We start from the raw sequence: 15,477 nt of genomic DNA on the forward strand, positions 1-15,477 counted from the left end.
AAGACTTTTCGGACAGTCCTGTATTCATTTACCATAAGCGATACCCAACACCAATTGTCCAAAGATTTATTTTCTGCGATTCAGTTCCGTCTTTGCTTAAGCTGCTTAGGCCATGCTCATATCTTAAATCTGCTCTGAATTTCATAATATCTACACCTACACCTCCGGTCAACGCAATGGCTTGATTTCGGTAGCCGCCCGGTTTTGTAGCATCGCCAATACGATCAAATATTGAATTGTCCTTATCGATAACAAAGGATACAACAGGTCCAACCTGCACACGAGCAGCGATCGGTCCAAGTCCGATTCGAGTTCCCAACAATAGAGGTAGATCTAAGCTTGTAAAATTTAGGTCTACTTGTGCGTTATTTTCGTGCGTTAGTTTAGCTTTTGCATTTTTACCTGTAATATAGAGCTCGGGTTGAAAATGGAGGCCAGCTCCACCAAGCCTAGCCCAAATACCGGCTTGATAACCGGCTTTTGCACTCGAGTTTAGCCATTCGCCATCTGTCTTTAGTGAAGAGAAGTTTAGTCCGCCTTTAATCCCTAATTGGAAGGTCGGTAGTAATTGGGCGGAAGCCATTAGTACTGTACTAAACAGTAAACAAAAAGATAGAAATACTTTTTTCATGTTAATAATAGTTTTAATTGTTACACCGTAGTGTTGTTTTAGCATCTTATTACTTGATCGCTATCAGCATGCACAAATTTCGAGCCTAAAATAAAGATAATAGACTGGAGCGTGTTTTCGTAAATTTTTATTTATTTTGTTTAAAACCGAACATTTATGGATGCACTGATATTAAACGAAGCAGACTGGAAGATATTAAAGGAGAAGATAAAACGGAAATATAACCATCTTACGGATGAAGATTTGGCCTATACACCGGGCCAGGAAGCCGATTTAGTTGCTAAATTAGCCGAGCGTATCAAGCGGAAACCCAGTTATGTGCTGTTTACGTTGAAAAAGGAGTTAGCGAACTTATCAAGTAACAGACTATAATAGTGCTGGAGATCAGCGCGCGCAACCTTCCTTTCCGGATAAAGAAGTCAGTAAAGTACCAGGACTTAAGCATGAACCGCTCCTGTTTAATCCAGAACGAACAAGTCGCTTCACTTGATATGATAGCAGTATTCTAAATTTTAGATAAACTTCCAGATAGTCGTTAAATTTATTCACGGATTCTAATTATTCAATTGGTATTCACAAGCCCTTCGGGTTTTGAACAGCGTGAGCTCCATCTAACCGATGGATTAGAAACCGAGCTGCTGGTCATACGTGACGGTAACACCAAGAATATAAATGTAGACGAATAATTATTTATAAATGAAACGGATCATCATATTTCTTTCTTTTGGCCTTTTATTAACGGGCTTCACTATTGTGAAGCAAGATTTATTCGAGCTTGGGAAAAATCTCGAAATATTTGCTGCACTTTATCGACAGGTAAGCCAACATTACGTGGAGCCGGTAGATGCCGGGGCATTGATGAAGACAGGAATAGATGCCATGTTGGAAGAATTAGACCCTTATACCGAGTTTATTCCGGAAACGTCGTTGGAAGATTTCAGATTAAAATATGTTAATACACAATACGGTGGACTGGGTGCACGTATATTGGCAAAGGCTAATGGCGAAATTGTGATTGCTGAAATTTTTGAAGGCTTTGCTGCGCATAAGGCTGGATTACATGTTGGAGATCAAATCTTAGCTATTGACGGGAGGCCTGTTCAAGGAAAAGAAGCAGATGAGGTAAGTCGCTTATTAAAAGGAGAAGAAGGATCGCGTGTACAGCTAAGAATTAACGATAGTAAAACGGCAACAATAAAAGAGGTATCCGTTGTGCGGGATAACATTATACAACCGAATGTAAGTTATGCAAATCGGTTACCTCACGGTATTGGCTATATAAAACTAGATAAATTTTTAAATGGAGCAGCAGATGAAGTGCACCAAGCGCTTACCGATTTACGCGAACAAGGTGCATTAAACGGTTTAATATTGGATTTACGAAATAACGGTGGAGGTATCCTTCAGGAATCTGTAAAGATTATCAATCTATTTGTAAACCAAGGAGAAAAAGTTGTTGTACAACAGGGAAAAGAGCAGGACAACGTATTTACCTATTTTACTAGTCGGCAGTCATTGTTGCCTAACTTACCTTTAGTGGTATTAATTAATGGAAATTCGGCTTCTGCCTCAGAAATTGTTGCCGGCGCATTGCAAGACCTTGATCGCGCAATCATCTTAGGCGAACGGAGCTTTGGCAAAGGCTTAGTACAACAGACGTACAGACTACCATATAACAATATGCTTAAGGTTACGGTAGCTAAATATTATACGCCATCAGGTAGATGTATTCAAGCCCTTGACTACGCGCATAAAGATAAAGATGGCAAGGCAATTAAGGTTAACGATAGCCTTATGGCAGAATTTACGACCAGGGTGGGAAGGAAAGTATACGATGGCAATGGCGTTTTCCCAGATATTGAAGTTGCCGCAAAAAAGCAACCTGCAGTTCTGCAGGCACTCGTGAAGCAGTTTCTCTTAGCCGATTATGCCACCCAATATTATAACCATCACGAGAACATTCCAGCACCGGGCCTTTTCCGGTTAACTGACGCTGATTACGCTGATTTTTTGACATTCTTAAAAATGAAACAGTTTACGTATTCATCCCGTTCAGAGAAGCTTATGCGGCATTTAAAGACGTCTATAGAGGAAGAGGGATTATCCGTGAATTTGAAAGATGAATTAACATCATTGGAAAATAAACTATTGGCCAATGATGATCAAATTTTATTGTCGGCCAAAGCGGAGGTTAAGATGCAGTTGGAAAAAGAGATCGTTTCCCGGTATTATTTTCAAAAAGGGAAGTTTACTTATGCAGAAAAGCGTGATAAGGATATCTTAAAGGCACAAGATATATTGCAGCCTGAACATAAATTAGCTTATCAGGAAGTCCTTTCGGGCAAGGGTAGATATGGTATTATCGGTAAGCCTGGGGTTCATCTGGCGTCTTCTGAATAAAACGTCTTTGTAAATACCATGAACTAGTGATAATAATCTTCATCTGGATAGATGATCATGTGGCATCATCGCGATCTGCTATGGTTGGGATAACAAAAGGTCCAACGCCGCCTGATGTAGTCGAACACTAGCTATAGCGCTCACCGATCCGTTTAAAAAAAGCATCTCTATATGTGTCTCCAATAGGAATACGTTTATCTTTTAAAGAGATTCTTCCGCGTTCGATGCTTTCAATCTTTTCAATGGCTACAATGTAAGATTTATGTACGCGAATAAAGCGCTCATCTGGAAGGGTCTCTTCCATCTTTTTCATGTTCTGTAAGGTAATGACGCGTTCGTTGCACGTAAAAATAGAAATGTAATCCTTCAAACCTTCGATATATAAAATATCATTATAATCGATGCGTTGGATTTTGTGCTCGGTTTTCACAAAAATAAAATCAATTGCCTTACTCAATGGTGATGGCGTTTCTGCCGGTATATTTTTGTGGTAATTATTGTTTTTCTGATGGATAACCTTTTGAATGGATTTATAAAAACGATCAAAAGCAATTGGTTTTAATAAGTAGTCTACCACATTGAGCTCATAACCCTCTAAAGCATATTGCGGATAAGCGGTAGTTAAGATGACATCACATTTGCCGTTAATGATTTTTAAAAATTGGATACCAGTAAGCTCGGGCATTTGTACGTCTAAGAATACGAGATCAATGGCTTCGTGTTGTACTAGGCCAATTCCTTCAATGGCACTAGTCGTCGTTGCTGAAAGGGTAAGCTCAGGCACTTTTGCGATATAATCTGCGATAATATCTAAGGCTAAAGGTTCATCATCAACAACTAAACATCGTATCATGGTAGTGAAGTTTACGGTTATAAATATACAAATAATTCACTGCTGTAAAAATCATCATTGTCGTATACAATGAAGGTATGCTTGTTCGGATAGCCTAATTCTAAACGTCTTTTAAGATTAGTAAGGCCGATACCTCCTGATTTATCTTTATTTAACCGGTTTTTTTTATTCTGTGCTTTAAAATGCAGTCGATTGTTTTGGACTTCAACCGTAATTCGGATAGGATGCTCTTTGTCCGTAGCCACACCATGCTTAAAAACATTTTCTAGGAAGGAAATAACAAGTAAAGGCATAATACGGTGTTGAAAATTATCGACATTTATATTTAATTCTAGGTAAACGTGTTCTTTTACACGTAGTTTTTGTAAATCGATATAATTTTCCAAGTAATTGATTTCATCTTCCAGTGAAACTTTGTCATCATTACTTTCATACAGCATATACCGCATAATTTCAGACAATTTTAGTATTGCTTCCGGGGCTTTATCTGATTTTTGATAGGCAAGCGAGTAGATATTGTTTAGTGAATTAAATAAAAAATGGGGGTTAATCTGCGACTTTAAAAAAGCGAGTTCCGCATTTAACTTTTCTGTTTCCAAGGTTTTTCGTGCCTGCTCCATTTGATAAGAATTGATAGCCAAACGGAAGGCATAACCCAGCAACATAAAAAATAGCGTAATAATGAGGGCGGATAAAAAGTATTCACCATTACTAATGGCTTTTTCATGGCGATCTCCATAATGCATCAGGATATCGCGATTATAAACAGCAATGACCAGTTTAATAAATGCAGCAAGTAAAAGAAAGCACATCGAATAGATGGTACCGGTGAGGTAACGCTTATTTCCAATAAAATAAGGGGCAATTAGAAAATAGGTCGTGTAAAAGATCCCAATGTTAAATACAGAATAGAGGGCATAAAAGAAAATATGCCTTAAATTTGCTTTATCGTCGCCGGTTAAAAACAATAGTATAACCAGTATTAACCATACCAATACGTGATAGATAATATGGTTTTTCTTCATATCAATTAGTCCTTTTTTTAATAATGCACGGCTCTCCACTACGGTCGAGACGACGTGTTCATGACCTTTGGGTAATTTATCCAATAGTCATAAACAAAAATAGGATTATAATAAAAGATTTTCGTGTTAGGATAGACCAACAGGCTATTTATTTCTATCAACAGAGCAGTTAAACCTATAAAGTGTTTGGGTCCGTTTGTCTAGAAATACACCTCGTTAGTCTAAAAAACTTTCGAATAGTAAAAAAGATTGTTCCTTTGTACTGTCAAAGAATAACGATTAAATAAAAACCGACAAGATGGGAAGGCTGCATGAAAGCTTCATTTCCAGTAAACACAATATACTGATGAAAAATTTTAAATCTAAACAGATGAAAACATATTTGACCAATGTTTCTCCATTTTTGCTGTTACTTATTCCCATTTTGGTGGCGGCTTTAATTGTTTGTGCACACGTTAATAAAGACCTGATTCATGAACAAATTGATCTTCATGCATCTTTCATTACGATTCCTAAGTATTTGAACGTGAGAGCAATTTTGTTTTAGTAAAATACCCCCTATACAGTTATATGTTAAAGCGCACCGGTCTTCTGGGCGCTTTTTTATTGTAGTTAAAAAAAACTAATAAAATAGTTGTAAAACTAAATAATTAGTTTAATATTTGATCTATTAAATTGGATTAATGATTTTAGCTATGGATATAAAAGAATTAACACGGGCAGAAGAACAGGTTATGCAGGAGCTTTGGAAGCTTCAAAAGGCATTTGTGAAGGAAATCATTGAGCAAATGGATGAACCGAAACCGGCATATAACACCGTTTCTACCATTATACGGATTTTAGAAACCAAGGGTTTTGTTGGGCACGAGAGTTTTGGAAAAAGCCATCGTTATTTTCCTAAGATTTCTAAAGACGAGTATAAAGATTTTGCGACCGGCAAGTTGTTGTCAGGCTATTTCGATAATTCTCCGCAAAACATGTTGTCTTTTTTTGTTCAGGAGCGGAAATTGTCCCTTAAGGATGCTGATGCTTTATTTAAGCTCCTAGAAAAAGCAAAGAAAAAATAGCTTTGGTGAAACCGTTTAAACTTCGATATTATGAATTACTTAATCATCAGTAATATATATCTAGTGCTTTTTTATGCATTTTATAGGTTGTTTTTAGCTAGAGAAACGTTTTTCCAACTGAATAGGATTTATTTAGTTGGAACCGCTTTTTTATCATTTGTTTTGCCACTAGTACAACTAGAATGGTTACAACATGCGTTTAAGTCATCATCGGTATTTGTTGCACGGACGAGTTTAGATGCAGTTACCGTATACACCCATCCTCAAGAAACCGCCGAAATCCATGCCGTTGGTGTTGGGCTTCCTTGGTGGCTTTATGTATATATTGGTGGTTGCTTTTTACAATTGCTGTTTTTGATTTATCGCTATTGGATGATAAAAAGGCGTTTAAAAGAAAATAATTTGGGGGATGCCTACTCTTTCTTAGGAACAATAAAGGTTGATGATAGACAAGAAGGAAGTGACCGGGTGTTTGAACACGAGCAGGTTCATGTAAAACAGCGGCACTCCATAGATATTCTTTTTGTAGCATTGATTCAACTATTCAATTGGTTTAATCCGGTGGTATATTGGTTTGTTAAATCCATTCGATTGGTGCATGAATACATCGCGGATGAGGCAGTAAACAAAAGTCATACAGACAAGATCGCTTATGCGGAATTACTCATTGGTCGAACTTTTGCAATCTCCCCTTCGGCTTTAGCCAATAACTTTTTCAACCAATCAACGGTTAAAAACCGCATTGTCATGCTTTTTAGAGATAAATCGGGCAGACCGGCCTTGTTTAAATACCTTTTGGCAATGCCTTTATTTATTGCCATGTTGGTTTTTTCTTCGGCGAAAGTGAGCGATGGAGCGGAAGACCTGACAGGATTAACCCTCCGCGTGCAAGATAATGAATCGTTTTATAAGCTAATAGCGCAACAGGTACGGTATAGTCAGGAAGCAAAAGAACAAAAGGTTCAGGGAGTGGTTGATGTCTCTTTTGAAAAGCAAGAAGGAGAGGTGAAAACAAAAGTGTTATATACCATGGGGTATAACCAAGAAAAAGAACTGGTGCGTGCTCTGCAATTGCCGGAAGTAATAAAGGAAATGCCGGCGGGTAAAAACGTGCTCCGGGTTAAATTTCTGTTGTCGGGAGTAGAGCCAGCGAAGCTCAATGAGCCATTGGTTATTCCTAGAGGCTATCGGCGTCTTGAAGAGGTAGTCATTATGGGTTATTATCCTGAAGCGAAAAGAGAAAAAGTAAAGCAGACCATAGGGTCGAAGGCGTCTCAGACTACCACAAGGGAAAAGCAAAACGCTACCGTATCGAACCAGAACAAGGCCGACAGTGAAAAATTGGGTATGAACTTAACGCTAAGTGCAGCTAATGTGGAAGCGATACGCGAAGAAGACCCAGAGAAACCAAGGGATTTTAACGAAGTCGAGGTTCAACCTAGTTTTCAGGGAGGTATGCGTGCCTTTTATCAATGGGTATCTACCCATTATAAGTATCCTAAAGAAGCGGTGAAACAGGGTGTAAGCGGAGCGCTTCATTTAAGTTTCATTGTCAATGAAGATGGATCATTAAGTGATATCCGTTTGCTTCGCGATTTGGGATATGGCACAGGTGAGGAAGCAATCCGGATGTTAAAGGAATGTCCGAAGTGGCTGCCAGGCATTATCAATGGGAAAGCCGTTAAAGTGGCTTATTCCCTACCCATTAAATTAAACCTAAGGGGGATGGATGAGGGGCAAAAGACAAAAACTGACGCTACCAATACGACTTCCTAGTCCCCTAACTAAGCTAAGGGCTCCGAGATTAATATTCCCAAATAAAAAGGCCTACTTATTAGCAGGCCTTTTTCTGTTTAGTTAATGTAAAGCGGATTAATGCGAAACCTTTTCTTTAAAGAATTTAGCATTAAAGTAATCCCGATTCATTCGGGCAATATTCGTTAATTTAATACCGACCGGACATTCGGCTTCGCAAGCCTTAGTTACAGTACATGCACCAAAACCTTCTTTATCCATTTGTTCAACCATGGCCTGTGCGCGGTGATAGCGTTCTGCTTGACCTTGCGGTAGCAATGCGTATTGCGAGATTTTTGCTGATACAAATAACATCGCCGAAGCATTTTTACATGCGGCAACGCATGCTCCACAGCCAATGCAGGTAGCCGATTCAAATGCCTCATCCGATTTGGTTTTAGGAATAGGAATAGCATTTCCATCGGGTACGCCACCCGTATTGACAGAAACATAACCTCCTGCCTGTTGAATACGATCAAAAGCGGTACGATCTACAGCTAAGTCTTTAATTACAGGGAAAGCCGCCGCTCTCCAAGGCTCAATCACAATCGTTTGCCCATCGTGGAAGCTCCGCATGTGGAGTTGACAAGTTGTTGTTTCTTGTTTAGGGCCATGTGGCCGACCGTTAATGTGAAGGGAACACATTCCACAGATTCCTTCGCGGCAATCGTGATCAAAATATATAGGATCTTCGCCCTTTCTAGTAAGGTCTTCGTTTACCACATCAAGCATTTCTAAAAAGGACATATCCGGAGAAATGCCATTGGCTTGTATCGTAACAAACTTACCTTTTGCTTTTTCGTTTTTTTGACGCCAAACTTTAAGCGTTAAATTCATTGTTTTTTCTTCACTCATGGTGTTTATTTTTAACGAGTGGCTATTTATTTATAACTCCTTTGGGTTAACTTGACATTTTCGAAAACCAGCTCCTCTTTATGGAGGGTCTCCGCTTGGTTATCCCCATTGTATTGCCATGCCGCTACATAAGCAAAATGCTCATCGTCACGTTTTGCTTCTCCTTCTGGAGTAGCACTTTCTTCCCGGAAGTGCCCACCGCATGATTCTGAACGGTTGAGTGCGTCATCTACCATCAGCTCGCCAAGTTCTAGAAAGTCGGCTACCCGACCGGCTTTTTCCAGCGAAAGATTTAACTCCTCGTTCTCACCCAATACCGTCACATCATTCCAAAATTCCTTTCTAAGTTCCTGAATTTCTTGCTTAGCTTCCCTCAAGCCAGCTTCATTTCTGGCCATCCCACATTTTTCCCACATGATATGCCCTAATTTTTTATGGATATCATCAATGGTTTTAGATCCTTTTAGACTGAGTAACTTTTGGATTTTTTCTTCAACGCTTTTTCGAGTAGCTTCGAAAGCGGGATGATTTTTGTCAACCGGCGCAAAACTTCCTAAACTGGTGAGGTAATCACCTACGGTATAAGGAATCACGAAATAGCCATCGGCTAAACCTTGCATAAGTGCAGAAGCTCCCAAGCGGTTTGCACCATGATCTGAAAAATTACATTCGCCTAAAGCATATAGACCTGGAATGGTAGTCATTAAATTGTAGTCTACCCAAAGCCCACCCATCGTATAGTGTACCGCTGGATAGATGCGCATAGGCTGTTTGTACGGATTTTCATCAGTAATCTGATAATACATATCGAACAGGTTACCATATTTCGCCCGAACGGTATCTTCTCCCATACGTTGAATGGCTTCAGCAAAATCCAGAAATACGGCTAATCCCGTTTTTCCAACACCCCTACCTTCATCGCACATCATTTTGGCATTTCTCGAAGCTACGTCCCGAGGCACGAGATTACCGAAAGAAGGATACTTACGTTCCAAGAAGTAATCCCGATCTTCCTCTTTTATATCAGAAGCCTTTAATTGTCCTTTTCTTAGTTTTTCAGCAAGTTCAACCGTCTTTGGAACCCACACCCGACCATCATTACGCAATGATTCAGACATTAGAGTTAATTTAGATTGATGGTCACCTGTAACTGGAATACAGGTGGGGTGGATTTGCGTGTAACAAGGGTTTGCAAAGAAAGCACCACGTTTGTGTGCTCTCCACGCAGCCGTGACGTTACACCCCATGGCATTGGTAGAGAGGAAAAATACATTGCCATAACCTCCAGTACATAGTAAAACGGCATGACCTTCATGTGCCTCTATCTGGCCGGTTTTAAGATCACGGGTAATGATCCCTTTGGCATGGCCGTCAATCATGACCAAATCTAACATCTCGTGGCGGGTATATGATTTTACTTTTCCTACATGAATCTGGCGGTTTAACGCCGAATATGCTCCAAGTAATAACTGCTGGCCCGTCTGTCCGCGCGCATAAAAGGTACGCGATACTTGCGCTCCACCAAACGAACGGTTGTCTAACAAGCCCCCGTATTCCCGTGCAAACGGAACGCCCTGTGCAACACATTGATCTATAATATTGACGGACACTTCAGCCAAGCGATAAACGTTAGCCTCGCGCGAACGATAATCGCCCCCTTTAATGGTATCGTAAAACAGGCGGTACACGCTATCACCATCGTTTTGGTAATTTTTGGCCGCATTTATTCCCCCTTGAGCAGCAATCGAGTGTGCTCGACGTGGACTATCTTGGTAACAAAATGTTTTTACATTATAGCCGAGCTCAGCCAGAGATGCAGCAGCGGAGGCTCCAGCTAAACCGGTCCCAACAACGATAATGGTAAATTTACGTTTATTGGCAGGGTTAACTAATTTGAGATTAAATTTATGTTTAGACCATTTCTCCGCTAATGGGCCTTCTGGTATTTTAGAATCTAATATCATCTTTATTCTATTTTATCTCGGTTTACGTAAAGCAAAACCGTGAAATTTATTTACAAAAGAAAAAATACAAAGGCATCGCTGCAAAACCAATTGGAATGAGAACGCCAAATAACCAAACCGCTAAAAATCGGATAATCGGAATATATTTTTTATGATCAAAACCAAGAGATTGGAATGCGCTGTTAAAGCCATGAATCAGGTGAAAGGATAACGCGGCCATCGCTAATACGTAAAAGGCGACCAAAATAGGATTTTGGAAAGCGTAGGCTACCTGTTTATATAGGTCGCGTGCTTTAGTGATTTCCATACCATCCTGCGTATATTTTTGGTAATCGGTAAAATCACTAGCCTGAATTTCTGTAGCTTGCGTCTCTAAAGTGTTCAGGTCGGTTTTATATTCAATATAAGGTACTTGATCTTGATGAAATTTCCACCAAAAATTAGCCATGTGCGTCGCTATAAATACCAGCAATACCGTACCCAATATACCCATATTTCTGGAGTTCCAAGCACTATTTTTGTTGCCTGCATAACTGGCATAGGCTACAGGACGTGCCTTTTTATTGTGTAAGGTTAAAATTAAGGCATAAATGGCATGAAGTACAATGGAGGTGTATAATAGATAAGATACCACTTTTATTGGCGGAAAATGGGTCATGAAATAGGCATAGTCATTAAAGGCTTTACCCGCATCATCCTTGAATAATTGGAGATTACCAACCAAATGCACAATCAGGAATGTACATAAGAACAATCCTGTTAAGGCCATGATTAGTTTTTTTCCTAAAGTGGAAGTTAATGCTTGATTAAAACTACTCATTGTTGTGTTATTTTTTAATAATGGTAGGCAAAGCTATTTAATTGATTTAATAATGATAGCATAATATCTCGCGATTTGCGCAATTTAGAATGGTTCTAATTTTAGGCAACAGGTGATAGGCCGTAAGCAGTAGGCGATAGGCCTAAAGCTTATAGCTTACCGCTTTACGGCTTACTGCTTACAGCCCAAAAAAGGGTTCCCCTTTCGAAGAACCCTTTCTTTGTGTTAAAGGTATTTGCCGTTTTTTATTTCAACGGGAAATTCATGTTATACCGCTCGCCATCTTGGGTAACACCAGACAACCGGATCATATCATTTTTGCTATACGATAAAGCGCTTTCCACTTCATCTACATTATTTACCGGTTTTCCATTAATCGATACAATAATTAGGCCACGAGGAACACCATATTCTGCAAATAGGCCATCTCTACGTATATCCGAAACAACTACACCGGATGACAGGTTGAATTTTTTCTTTAATTGTGCATTTGCAGGAATAAAGCCAGCACCCAATTTATTGTAAAGTTCAGCTGTGCTGCGTTTATCCGTGGTAGCATTATTAGATGAGTTGTCACTGTCTTCCGCCTTCAGTGTAACGACAACATCTTTCTCTTTGCCGTCTCGTTTATAGGTAAGTTTAACCTTATCCCCTGGGCGTAGTCTATAAATTTTCTCTTGTAAATCAGAGCTTGAATAGATTTCCTTGCCGTCTACTTTGGTAATGATATCACCCTTCTTCAATCCTGCTTCGGCACCACCACTATTCGGTAATACGCCACTAACATATAAACCATTGATCTCATTAATACCTAATTCTTTCGCTGATTCTGCATTTAATTCTTGGAATTTAACACCAACAACACCACGCTTCACACCACCAAACTTGATGAAATCATCGGCAATCTTTTTGACTAAATTAACTGGAACAGCAAATCCATAACCAGCGTAATAGCCGCTCTGCGACATAATTGCTGCATTTATACCGATTAATTCGCCATTGGCATTTACTAAGGCTCCTCCACTGTTTCCTTTATTAATAACCGCATCCGTTTGAATAAAAGATTCTACTGCAGAAGAGGCCGGAAGGTTGTTGGGATCGGCACCATTTTGCTGCCATTGCTGGTAAAGCTCTTGACGTTGTTGGTCGGCTAAGATACCAATAGCCCGTCCTTTAGCACTGACAATACCAGCGGTAACGGTCGACTGTAAGCCTAGCGGATAACCTACGGCTAATACCCATTCACCGATATTAACATCGTCCGAATTACCCAATTTTACGATGGGTAACCCTGTCGCATTAACTTTAATTAAAGCTAAGTCTGTATTGGGGTCGCGACCGATGATTTTAGCGTCATATACTTTTTTGTTTGTTAATTCAACGGAAATTTTATCAGCCCCTTCTACCACGTGGTTATTGGTTACGATATAACCATCTGTTGATATAATTACCCCTGAACCCGAAGCCATAGCTGGCTGCGCTTGTTGTCTTTGGCGACCCCTTGGCACACCAAAAAACTCTTCAAACATATCTTGGAAGGGATCTCCGCCCCCGCTCCCAGATCGCTCATATGTTGTTTTAATATGTACTACACCGGGAATAACGGCGGCGGCAGCCTGGGTGAAATCCGGATTACCCGTAGAGGCATTAATGGTACTCGGATTGCTTGCATAATGCAATTGTTGCCGTTCTTCAAATGATAACTGGGTGTTTTGTTTGTTCTCTAACAATTTGTACCCTCCAACAGCCACTGCCCCACCAATAAGGGCTGTTAGTAGTGTCAATCCTATTTTCTTCATCTTCTTATTTATTTTTAATTCGGGATGTCAAAAAATCCCTTTTGATTTGTTAAGTCTAAGTCTGCAAACTTTGATTTGACTAGTTCAAAAGTAATACCATTTGGCTCGTAAAGCCAAATTTTTGACATGTCATTTCTGTTAAAAAATGTTAAAGGAAACTTAAAAAAGAGAATTTATACGAAAATATTACAAAAGTCCTACTGTTCAGGGAGTTTCGTTGCTTCAACAAGCTCATGATACCAATCTTCCCCATACTTGCGTATGAGGGGTTCTTTCAGGAAGCTGTATACCGGAACCTTGAGCTCGCGGCCAAAAGAGCAGGCATCACGACAAATATGCCAACGGTCATAATGCAAAACATCAAACTCTGGGTATTTGGTAATCCGGATGGGATATAAATGGCAGGATATCGGCTTTCTCCAGTGAATCAGGCCTCGCTGATAAGCCAATTCAATAGCACATTTCGTGATGCCGTTTTCCCAGGTTACATAAGCACACTCCTTATTTCCATCAACACAGGGGGTAGTAAGATCGCCATCCATATCGATAACATGGGTGCCTGTCTCTTCAATAGTGGCTATACCCTTTGCCGTCATGAAAGGCTTAACTTTGGGGTATATTTCGTTAAGTATCGCAAGTTCTTCTCGGTCTAGAGGAGCCCCTGAGTCTCCTTCTACACAACAAGCGCCTTTACATTGATTTAAATTGCAAACAAAATACTCCTGAATGAGTTCTTCGCTAACTAATACCGCTCCAACTTCGATCATCATAATGCCATAGTATAGTGACAATATGTCTTTTTTACGACAATATGTCTATTTTTTTACTTTTTCCAACGGATATTTTAATCCTTTTACACCGGTTAATTCTAAAGTAACTGCTCCGATAAGAATTTCTACCTGTGCTTTAACAGGAATGCGGTTATCATCATCGGTTACCCACAAATGTAATTTGCTGTCTTTTTTAAAGACTCTTCCAGGCTCTAAGGAAGGACTAAATTTTAAACACCTCAAGGTGCCCAAAGCCGTTTTTATATTTTCTTTTCCTAAATAGGTAATATACAAATAAGCCAACGAATCTTTTAAGAAATAGGATAATTTGAATGACTCGCCTTCCTTGATATGTGATAAATCCAAGGTTCTGGAAAAATAGTAAGCAGAAAGCAGGTCAAATGTCTGCAATTCTTTGGCATCAAAATTCCCCCGGGTCGCTTCAATTTTTTTCTTTTGTTGATAAAACCGGATTTTATCATTCCTTCGATATCGACCTTCTTTGATATTTTCGCTAAAGAAATAAGGAAGATAGGTTTCCTGATCAATATAAGAATCGTATTGATCGCGTATATTGTAAAAAATGCTAAATGCTTTAGAAGTAGTTCCTACTGCGTTTAAGTGATAAGTGGGTTTCCCTTCGAAGCTTAAATCGGAAGGTAAGACTTTAAGAACTCCCTCTGCGGCAGAAATAAAACCGTATTTTAACTTATACGTTAATTCTTCACCAGGAGCGAAAACACGTTTCTTTAACGATGGTAATAAGGCTTGGGAGAAAGTCGCGTTCGCGGAGAATAGCATGACGATGATGATCGTTAATTGCTTCCTCATCCCGTTTCGTGAACAACGCCAATTTTGCCTGTTAAAATGATCTCTGAAGCTATCCTTCATGTTGATTTCCGCTTAAAAATGGGAACCGTAGAACAGGGTTCTCCATACATAATACTTTTGGCAACCTTGGATAATTTACTGGTAAAATTTACAAATGCCGCTGTCGGAATTTTAATGTCGCCGCAGCCTTTAACGACTACTCGCTGGTCCCTGAATCGTTCCAGATCAAGTTTCGCCAGCGCACGTTCAAAAAGAATGACTTCAAAGGTTTCTTCATCACCAAAGAAAATTTCATTGGCATAAGGCGTTAGCCTGTTCGCAAGCAACATGTAGGCCCATGTGGGAACGATGGCATCTGCCGTGCAGATGATACATACATTCTTTCCTTGGTAAGTAGACCAATCGTGCAGCTTTACAAATTCCCTGAAATCCTTTTCTCTCAAAATCAGTCCATGAAACAGGTTATCTTTAATATCGTATACGCTTGTTTCAGCGGATGATTTAAGGCTCGCTAAATCAAAGGTGAGTAGACCGCTATTCGCTACTTTATTGACAATATTTTCTTGAATTTCCATATCCGTTTCTTCTCATCTGAAATACACGTGTTGAGTTTCCCGAATTGCAAAGCGTTTCGAGACTCAAAAAAAATCCGGATAGCGTTGAAATGC

Annotated in this window: 14 protein-coding genes; 4 read left to right on the forward strand and 10 right to left on the reverse strand. The window is 39.6% G+C overall.

Features of this window, described 5'->3' with window-relative positions; translation table 11 throughout:
• Nucleotides 1-28: 28 nt before the first annotated feature.
• Nucleotides 29-631 (reverse strand): porin family protein, encoded by a 603-nt coding sequence (locus ABD930_RS03930; RefSeq protein ID WP_345230395.1) that lies wholly within the window; start codon nucleotides 629-631, stop codon nucleotides 29-31.
• Nucleotides 632-787: 156 nt separating this feature from the next.
• On the opposite strand from ABD930_RS03930, the gene ABD930_RS03935 reads away from it, so the two are divergent.
• Nucleotides 788-1,003 carry a CsbD family protein gene (locus tag ABD930_RS03935; protein WP_345230396.1) on the forward strand — a complete coding sequence of 72 codons (216 nt, stop codon included), beginning with the start codon at nucleotides 788-790 and terminating at the stop codon, nucleotides 1,001-1,003.
• A 324-nt stretch (nucleotides 1,004-1,327) separates the two neighbouring features.
• Complete coding sequence (locus ABD930_RS03940; protein ID WP_345230397.1) at nucleotides 1,328-3,031, forward strand: S41 family peptidase; 1,704 nt, start codon at nucleotides 1,328-1,330, stop codon at nucleotides 3,029-3,031.
• Nucleotides 3,032-3,158: 127 nt separating this feature from the next.
• On the opposite strand, the gene ABD930_RS03945 is transcribed toward ABD930_RS03940, so the two are convergent.
• Nucleotides 3,159-3,884 (reverse strand): LytR/AlgR family response regulator transcription factor, encoded by a 726-nt coding sequence (locus ABD930_RS03945; RefSeq protein ID WP_345230398.1) that lies wholly within the window; start codon nucleotides 3,882-3,884, stop codon nucleotides 3,159-3,161.
• Nucleotides 3,885-3,901: 17 nt separating this feature from the next.
• Nucleotides 3,902-4,993: a sensor histidine kinase gene (locus ABD930_RS03950; protein ID WP_345230399.1), complete on the reverse strand. Its 1,092-nt coding sequence runs from the start codon at nucleotides 4,991-4,993 to the stop codon at nucleotides 3,902-3,904.
• A gap of 611 nt (nucleotides 4,994-5,604) precedes the next feature.
• Between ABD930_RS03950 and ABD930_RS03955 the strand changes: the two genes are divergently transcribed.
• Both ABD930_RS03955 and ABD930_RS03960 read left to right on the forward strand, forming a co-directional pair.
• Entirely contained in the window at nucleotides 5,605-5,976 is a 372-nt protein-coding gene (locus ABD930_RS03955) for a BlaI/MecI/CopY family transcriptional regulator (RefSeq protein WP_345230400.1), read from the forward strand.
• A gap of 30 nt (nucleotides 5,977-6,006) precedes the next feature.
• Nucleotides 6,007-7,752, forward strand: a complete 1,746-nt coding sequence (locus tag ABD930_RS03960) for an energy transducer TonB (protein WP_345230401.1) — start codon at nucleotides 6,007-6,009, stop codon at nucleotides 7,750-7,752.
• A gap of 96 nt (nucleotides 7,753-7,848) precedes the next feature.
• On the opposite strand, the gene ABD930_RS03965 is transcribed toward ABD930_RS03960, so the two are convergent.
• The 7 genes from ABD930_RS03965 to ABD930_RS03995 all read right to left on the reverse strand — a co-directional run bounded on the left by ABD930_RS03965 (nucleotide 7,849) and on the right by ABD930_RS03995 (nucleotide 15,384).
• On the reverse strand, nucleotides 7,849-8,625 hold the full coding sequence (locus ABD930_RS03965) for a succinate dehydrogenase/fumarate reductase iron-sulfur subunit (protein ID WP_425571097.1): 777 nt from the start codon (nucleotides 8,623-8,625) through the stop codon (nucleotides 7,849-7,851).
• 26 nt (nucleotides 8,626-8,651) lie between these two features.
• Nucleotides 8,652-10,589, reverse strand: coding sequence for a fumarate reductase/succinate dehydrogenase flavoprotein subunit (locus ABD930_RS03970; RefSeq protein ID WP_345230402.1), 1,938 nt, complete (start codon nucleotides 10,587-10,589; stop codon nucleotides 8,652-8,654).
• A gap of 46 nt (nucleotides 10,590-10,635) precedes the next feature.
• Complete coding sequence (locus ABD930_RS03975) at nucleotides 10,636-11,409, reverse strand: succinate dehydrogenase cytochrome b subunit (RefSeq protein ID WP_345230403.1); 774 nt, start codon at nucleotides 11,407-11,409, stop codon at nucleotides 10,636-10,638.
• A gap of 245 nt (nucleotides 11,410-11,654) precedes the next feature.
• Complete coding sequence (locus ABD930_RS03980) at nucleotides 11,655-13,208, reverse strand: Do family serine endopeptidase (protein ID WP_345230404.1); 1,554 nt, start codon at nucleotides 13,206-13,208, stop codon at nucleotides 11,655-11,657.
• A 197-nt stretch (nucleotides 13,209-13,405) separates the two neighbouring features.
• Nucleotides 13,406-13,975 carry a DUF3109 family protein gene (locus ABD930_RS03985; RefSeq protein ID WP_345230810.1) on the reverse strand — a complete coding sequence of 190 codons (570 nt, stop codon included), beginning with the start codon at nucleotides 13,973-13,975 and terminating at the stop codon, nucleotides 13,406-13,408.
• Nucleotides 13,976-14,023: 48 nt separating this feature from the next.
• The gene (locus tag ABD930_RS03990; protein WP_345230405.1) at nucleotides 14,024-14,869 is read right to left on the reverse strand and encodes a DUF3108 domain-containing protein; all 846 of its coding nucleotides are present in this window, start codon (nucleotides 14,867-14,869) and stop codon (nucleotides 14,024-14,026) included.
• The gene (locus ABD930_RS03995; RefSeq protein ID WP_345230406.1) at nucleotides 14,866-15,384 is read right to left on the reverse strand and encodes a DUF2480 family protein; all 519 of its coding nucleotides are present in this window, start codon (nucleotides 15,382-15,384) and stop codon (nucleotides 14,866-14,868) included. Before ABD930_RS03995 ends, ABD930_RS03990 begins: the two co-directional genes overlap by 4 nt.
• Nucleotides 15,385-15,477 lie beyond the last annotated feature (93 nt).

This window comes from Olivibacter ginsenosidimutans, from assembly GCF_039542865.1.
GTDB classification, from domain to species: domain Bacteria; phylum Bacteroidota; class Bacteroidia; order Sphingobacteriales; family Sphingobacteriaceae; genus Olivibacter; species Olivibacter ginsenosidimutans.

Bases quoted from the DNA above. Each gene is read 5' to 3' on its own strand.
- ABD930_RS03945 (WP_345230398.1), bottom strand. From the start codon at position 3,884: ATGATACGATGTTTAGTTGTTGATGATGAACCTTTAGCCTTAGATATT.
- ABD930_RS03940 (WP_345230397.1), top strand. From the start codon at position 1,328: ATGAAACGGATCATCATATTTCTTTCTTTTGGCCTTTTATTAACGGGC.
- ABD930_RS03990 (WP_345230405.1), bottom strand. From the start codon at position 14,869: ATGAAGGATAGCTTCAGAGATCATTTTAACAGGCAAAATTGGCGTTGT.
- ABD930_RS03980 (WP_345230404.1), bottom strand. From the start codon at position 13,208: ATGAAGAAAATAGGATTGACACTACTAACAGCCCTTATTGGTGGGGCA.
- ABD930_RS03935 (WP_345230396.1), top strand. From the start codon at position 788: ATGGATGCACTGATATTAAACGAAGCAGACTGGAAGATATTAAAGGAG.
- ABD930_RS03965 (WP_425571097.1), bottom strand. From the start codon at position 8,625: ATGAGTGAAGAAAAAACAATGAATTTAACGCTTAAAGTTTGGCGTCAA.
- ABD930_RS03930 (WP_345230395.1), bottom strand. From the start codon at position 631: ATGAAAAAAGTATTTCTATCTTTTTGTTTACTGTTTAGTACAGTACTA.
- ABD930_RS03970 (WP_345230402.1), bottom strand. From the start codon at position 10,589: ATGATATTAGATTCTAAAATACCAGAAGGCCCATTAGCGGAGAAATGG.
- ABD930_RS03975 (WP_345230403.1), bottom strand. From the start codon at position 11,409: ATGAGTAGTTTTAATCAAGCATTAACTTCCACTTTAGGAAAAAAACTA.
- ABD930_RS03955 (WP_345230400.1), top strand. From the start codon at position 5,605: ATGGATATAAAAGAATTAACACGGGCAGAAGAACAGGTTATGCAGGAG.
- ABD930_RS03995 (WP_345230406.1), bottom strand. From the start codon at position 15,384: ATGGAAATTCAAGAAAATATTGTCAATAAAGTAGCGAATAGCGGTCTA.
- ABD930_RS03985 (WP_345230810.1), bottom strand. From the start codon at position 13,975: ATGATCGAAGTTGGAGCGGTATTAGTTAGCGAAGAACTCATTCAGGAG.
- ABD930_RS03960 (WP_345230401.1), top strand. From the start codon at position 6,007: ATGAATTACTTAATCATCAGTAATATATATCTAGTGCTTTTTTATGCA.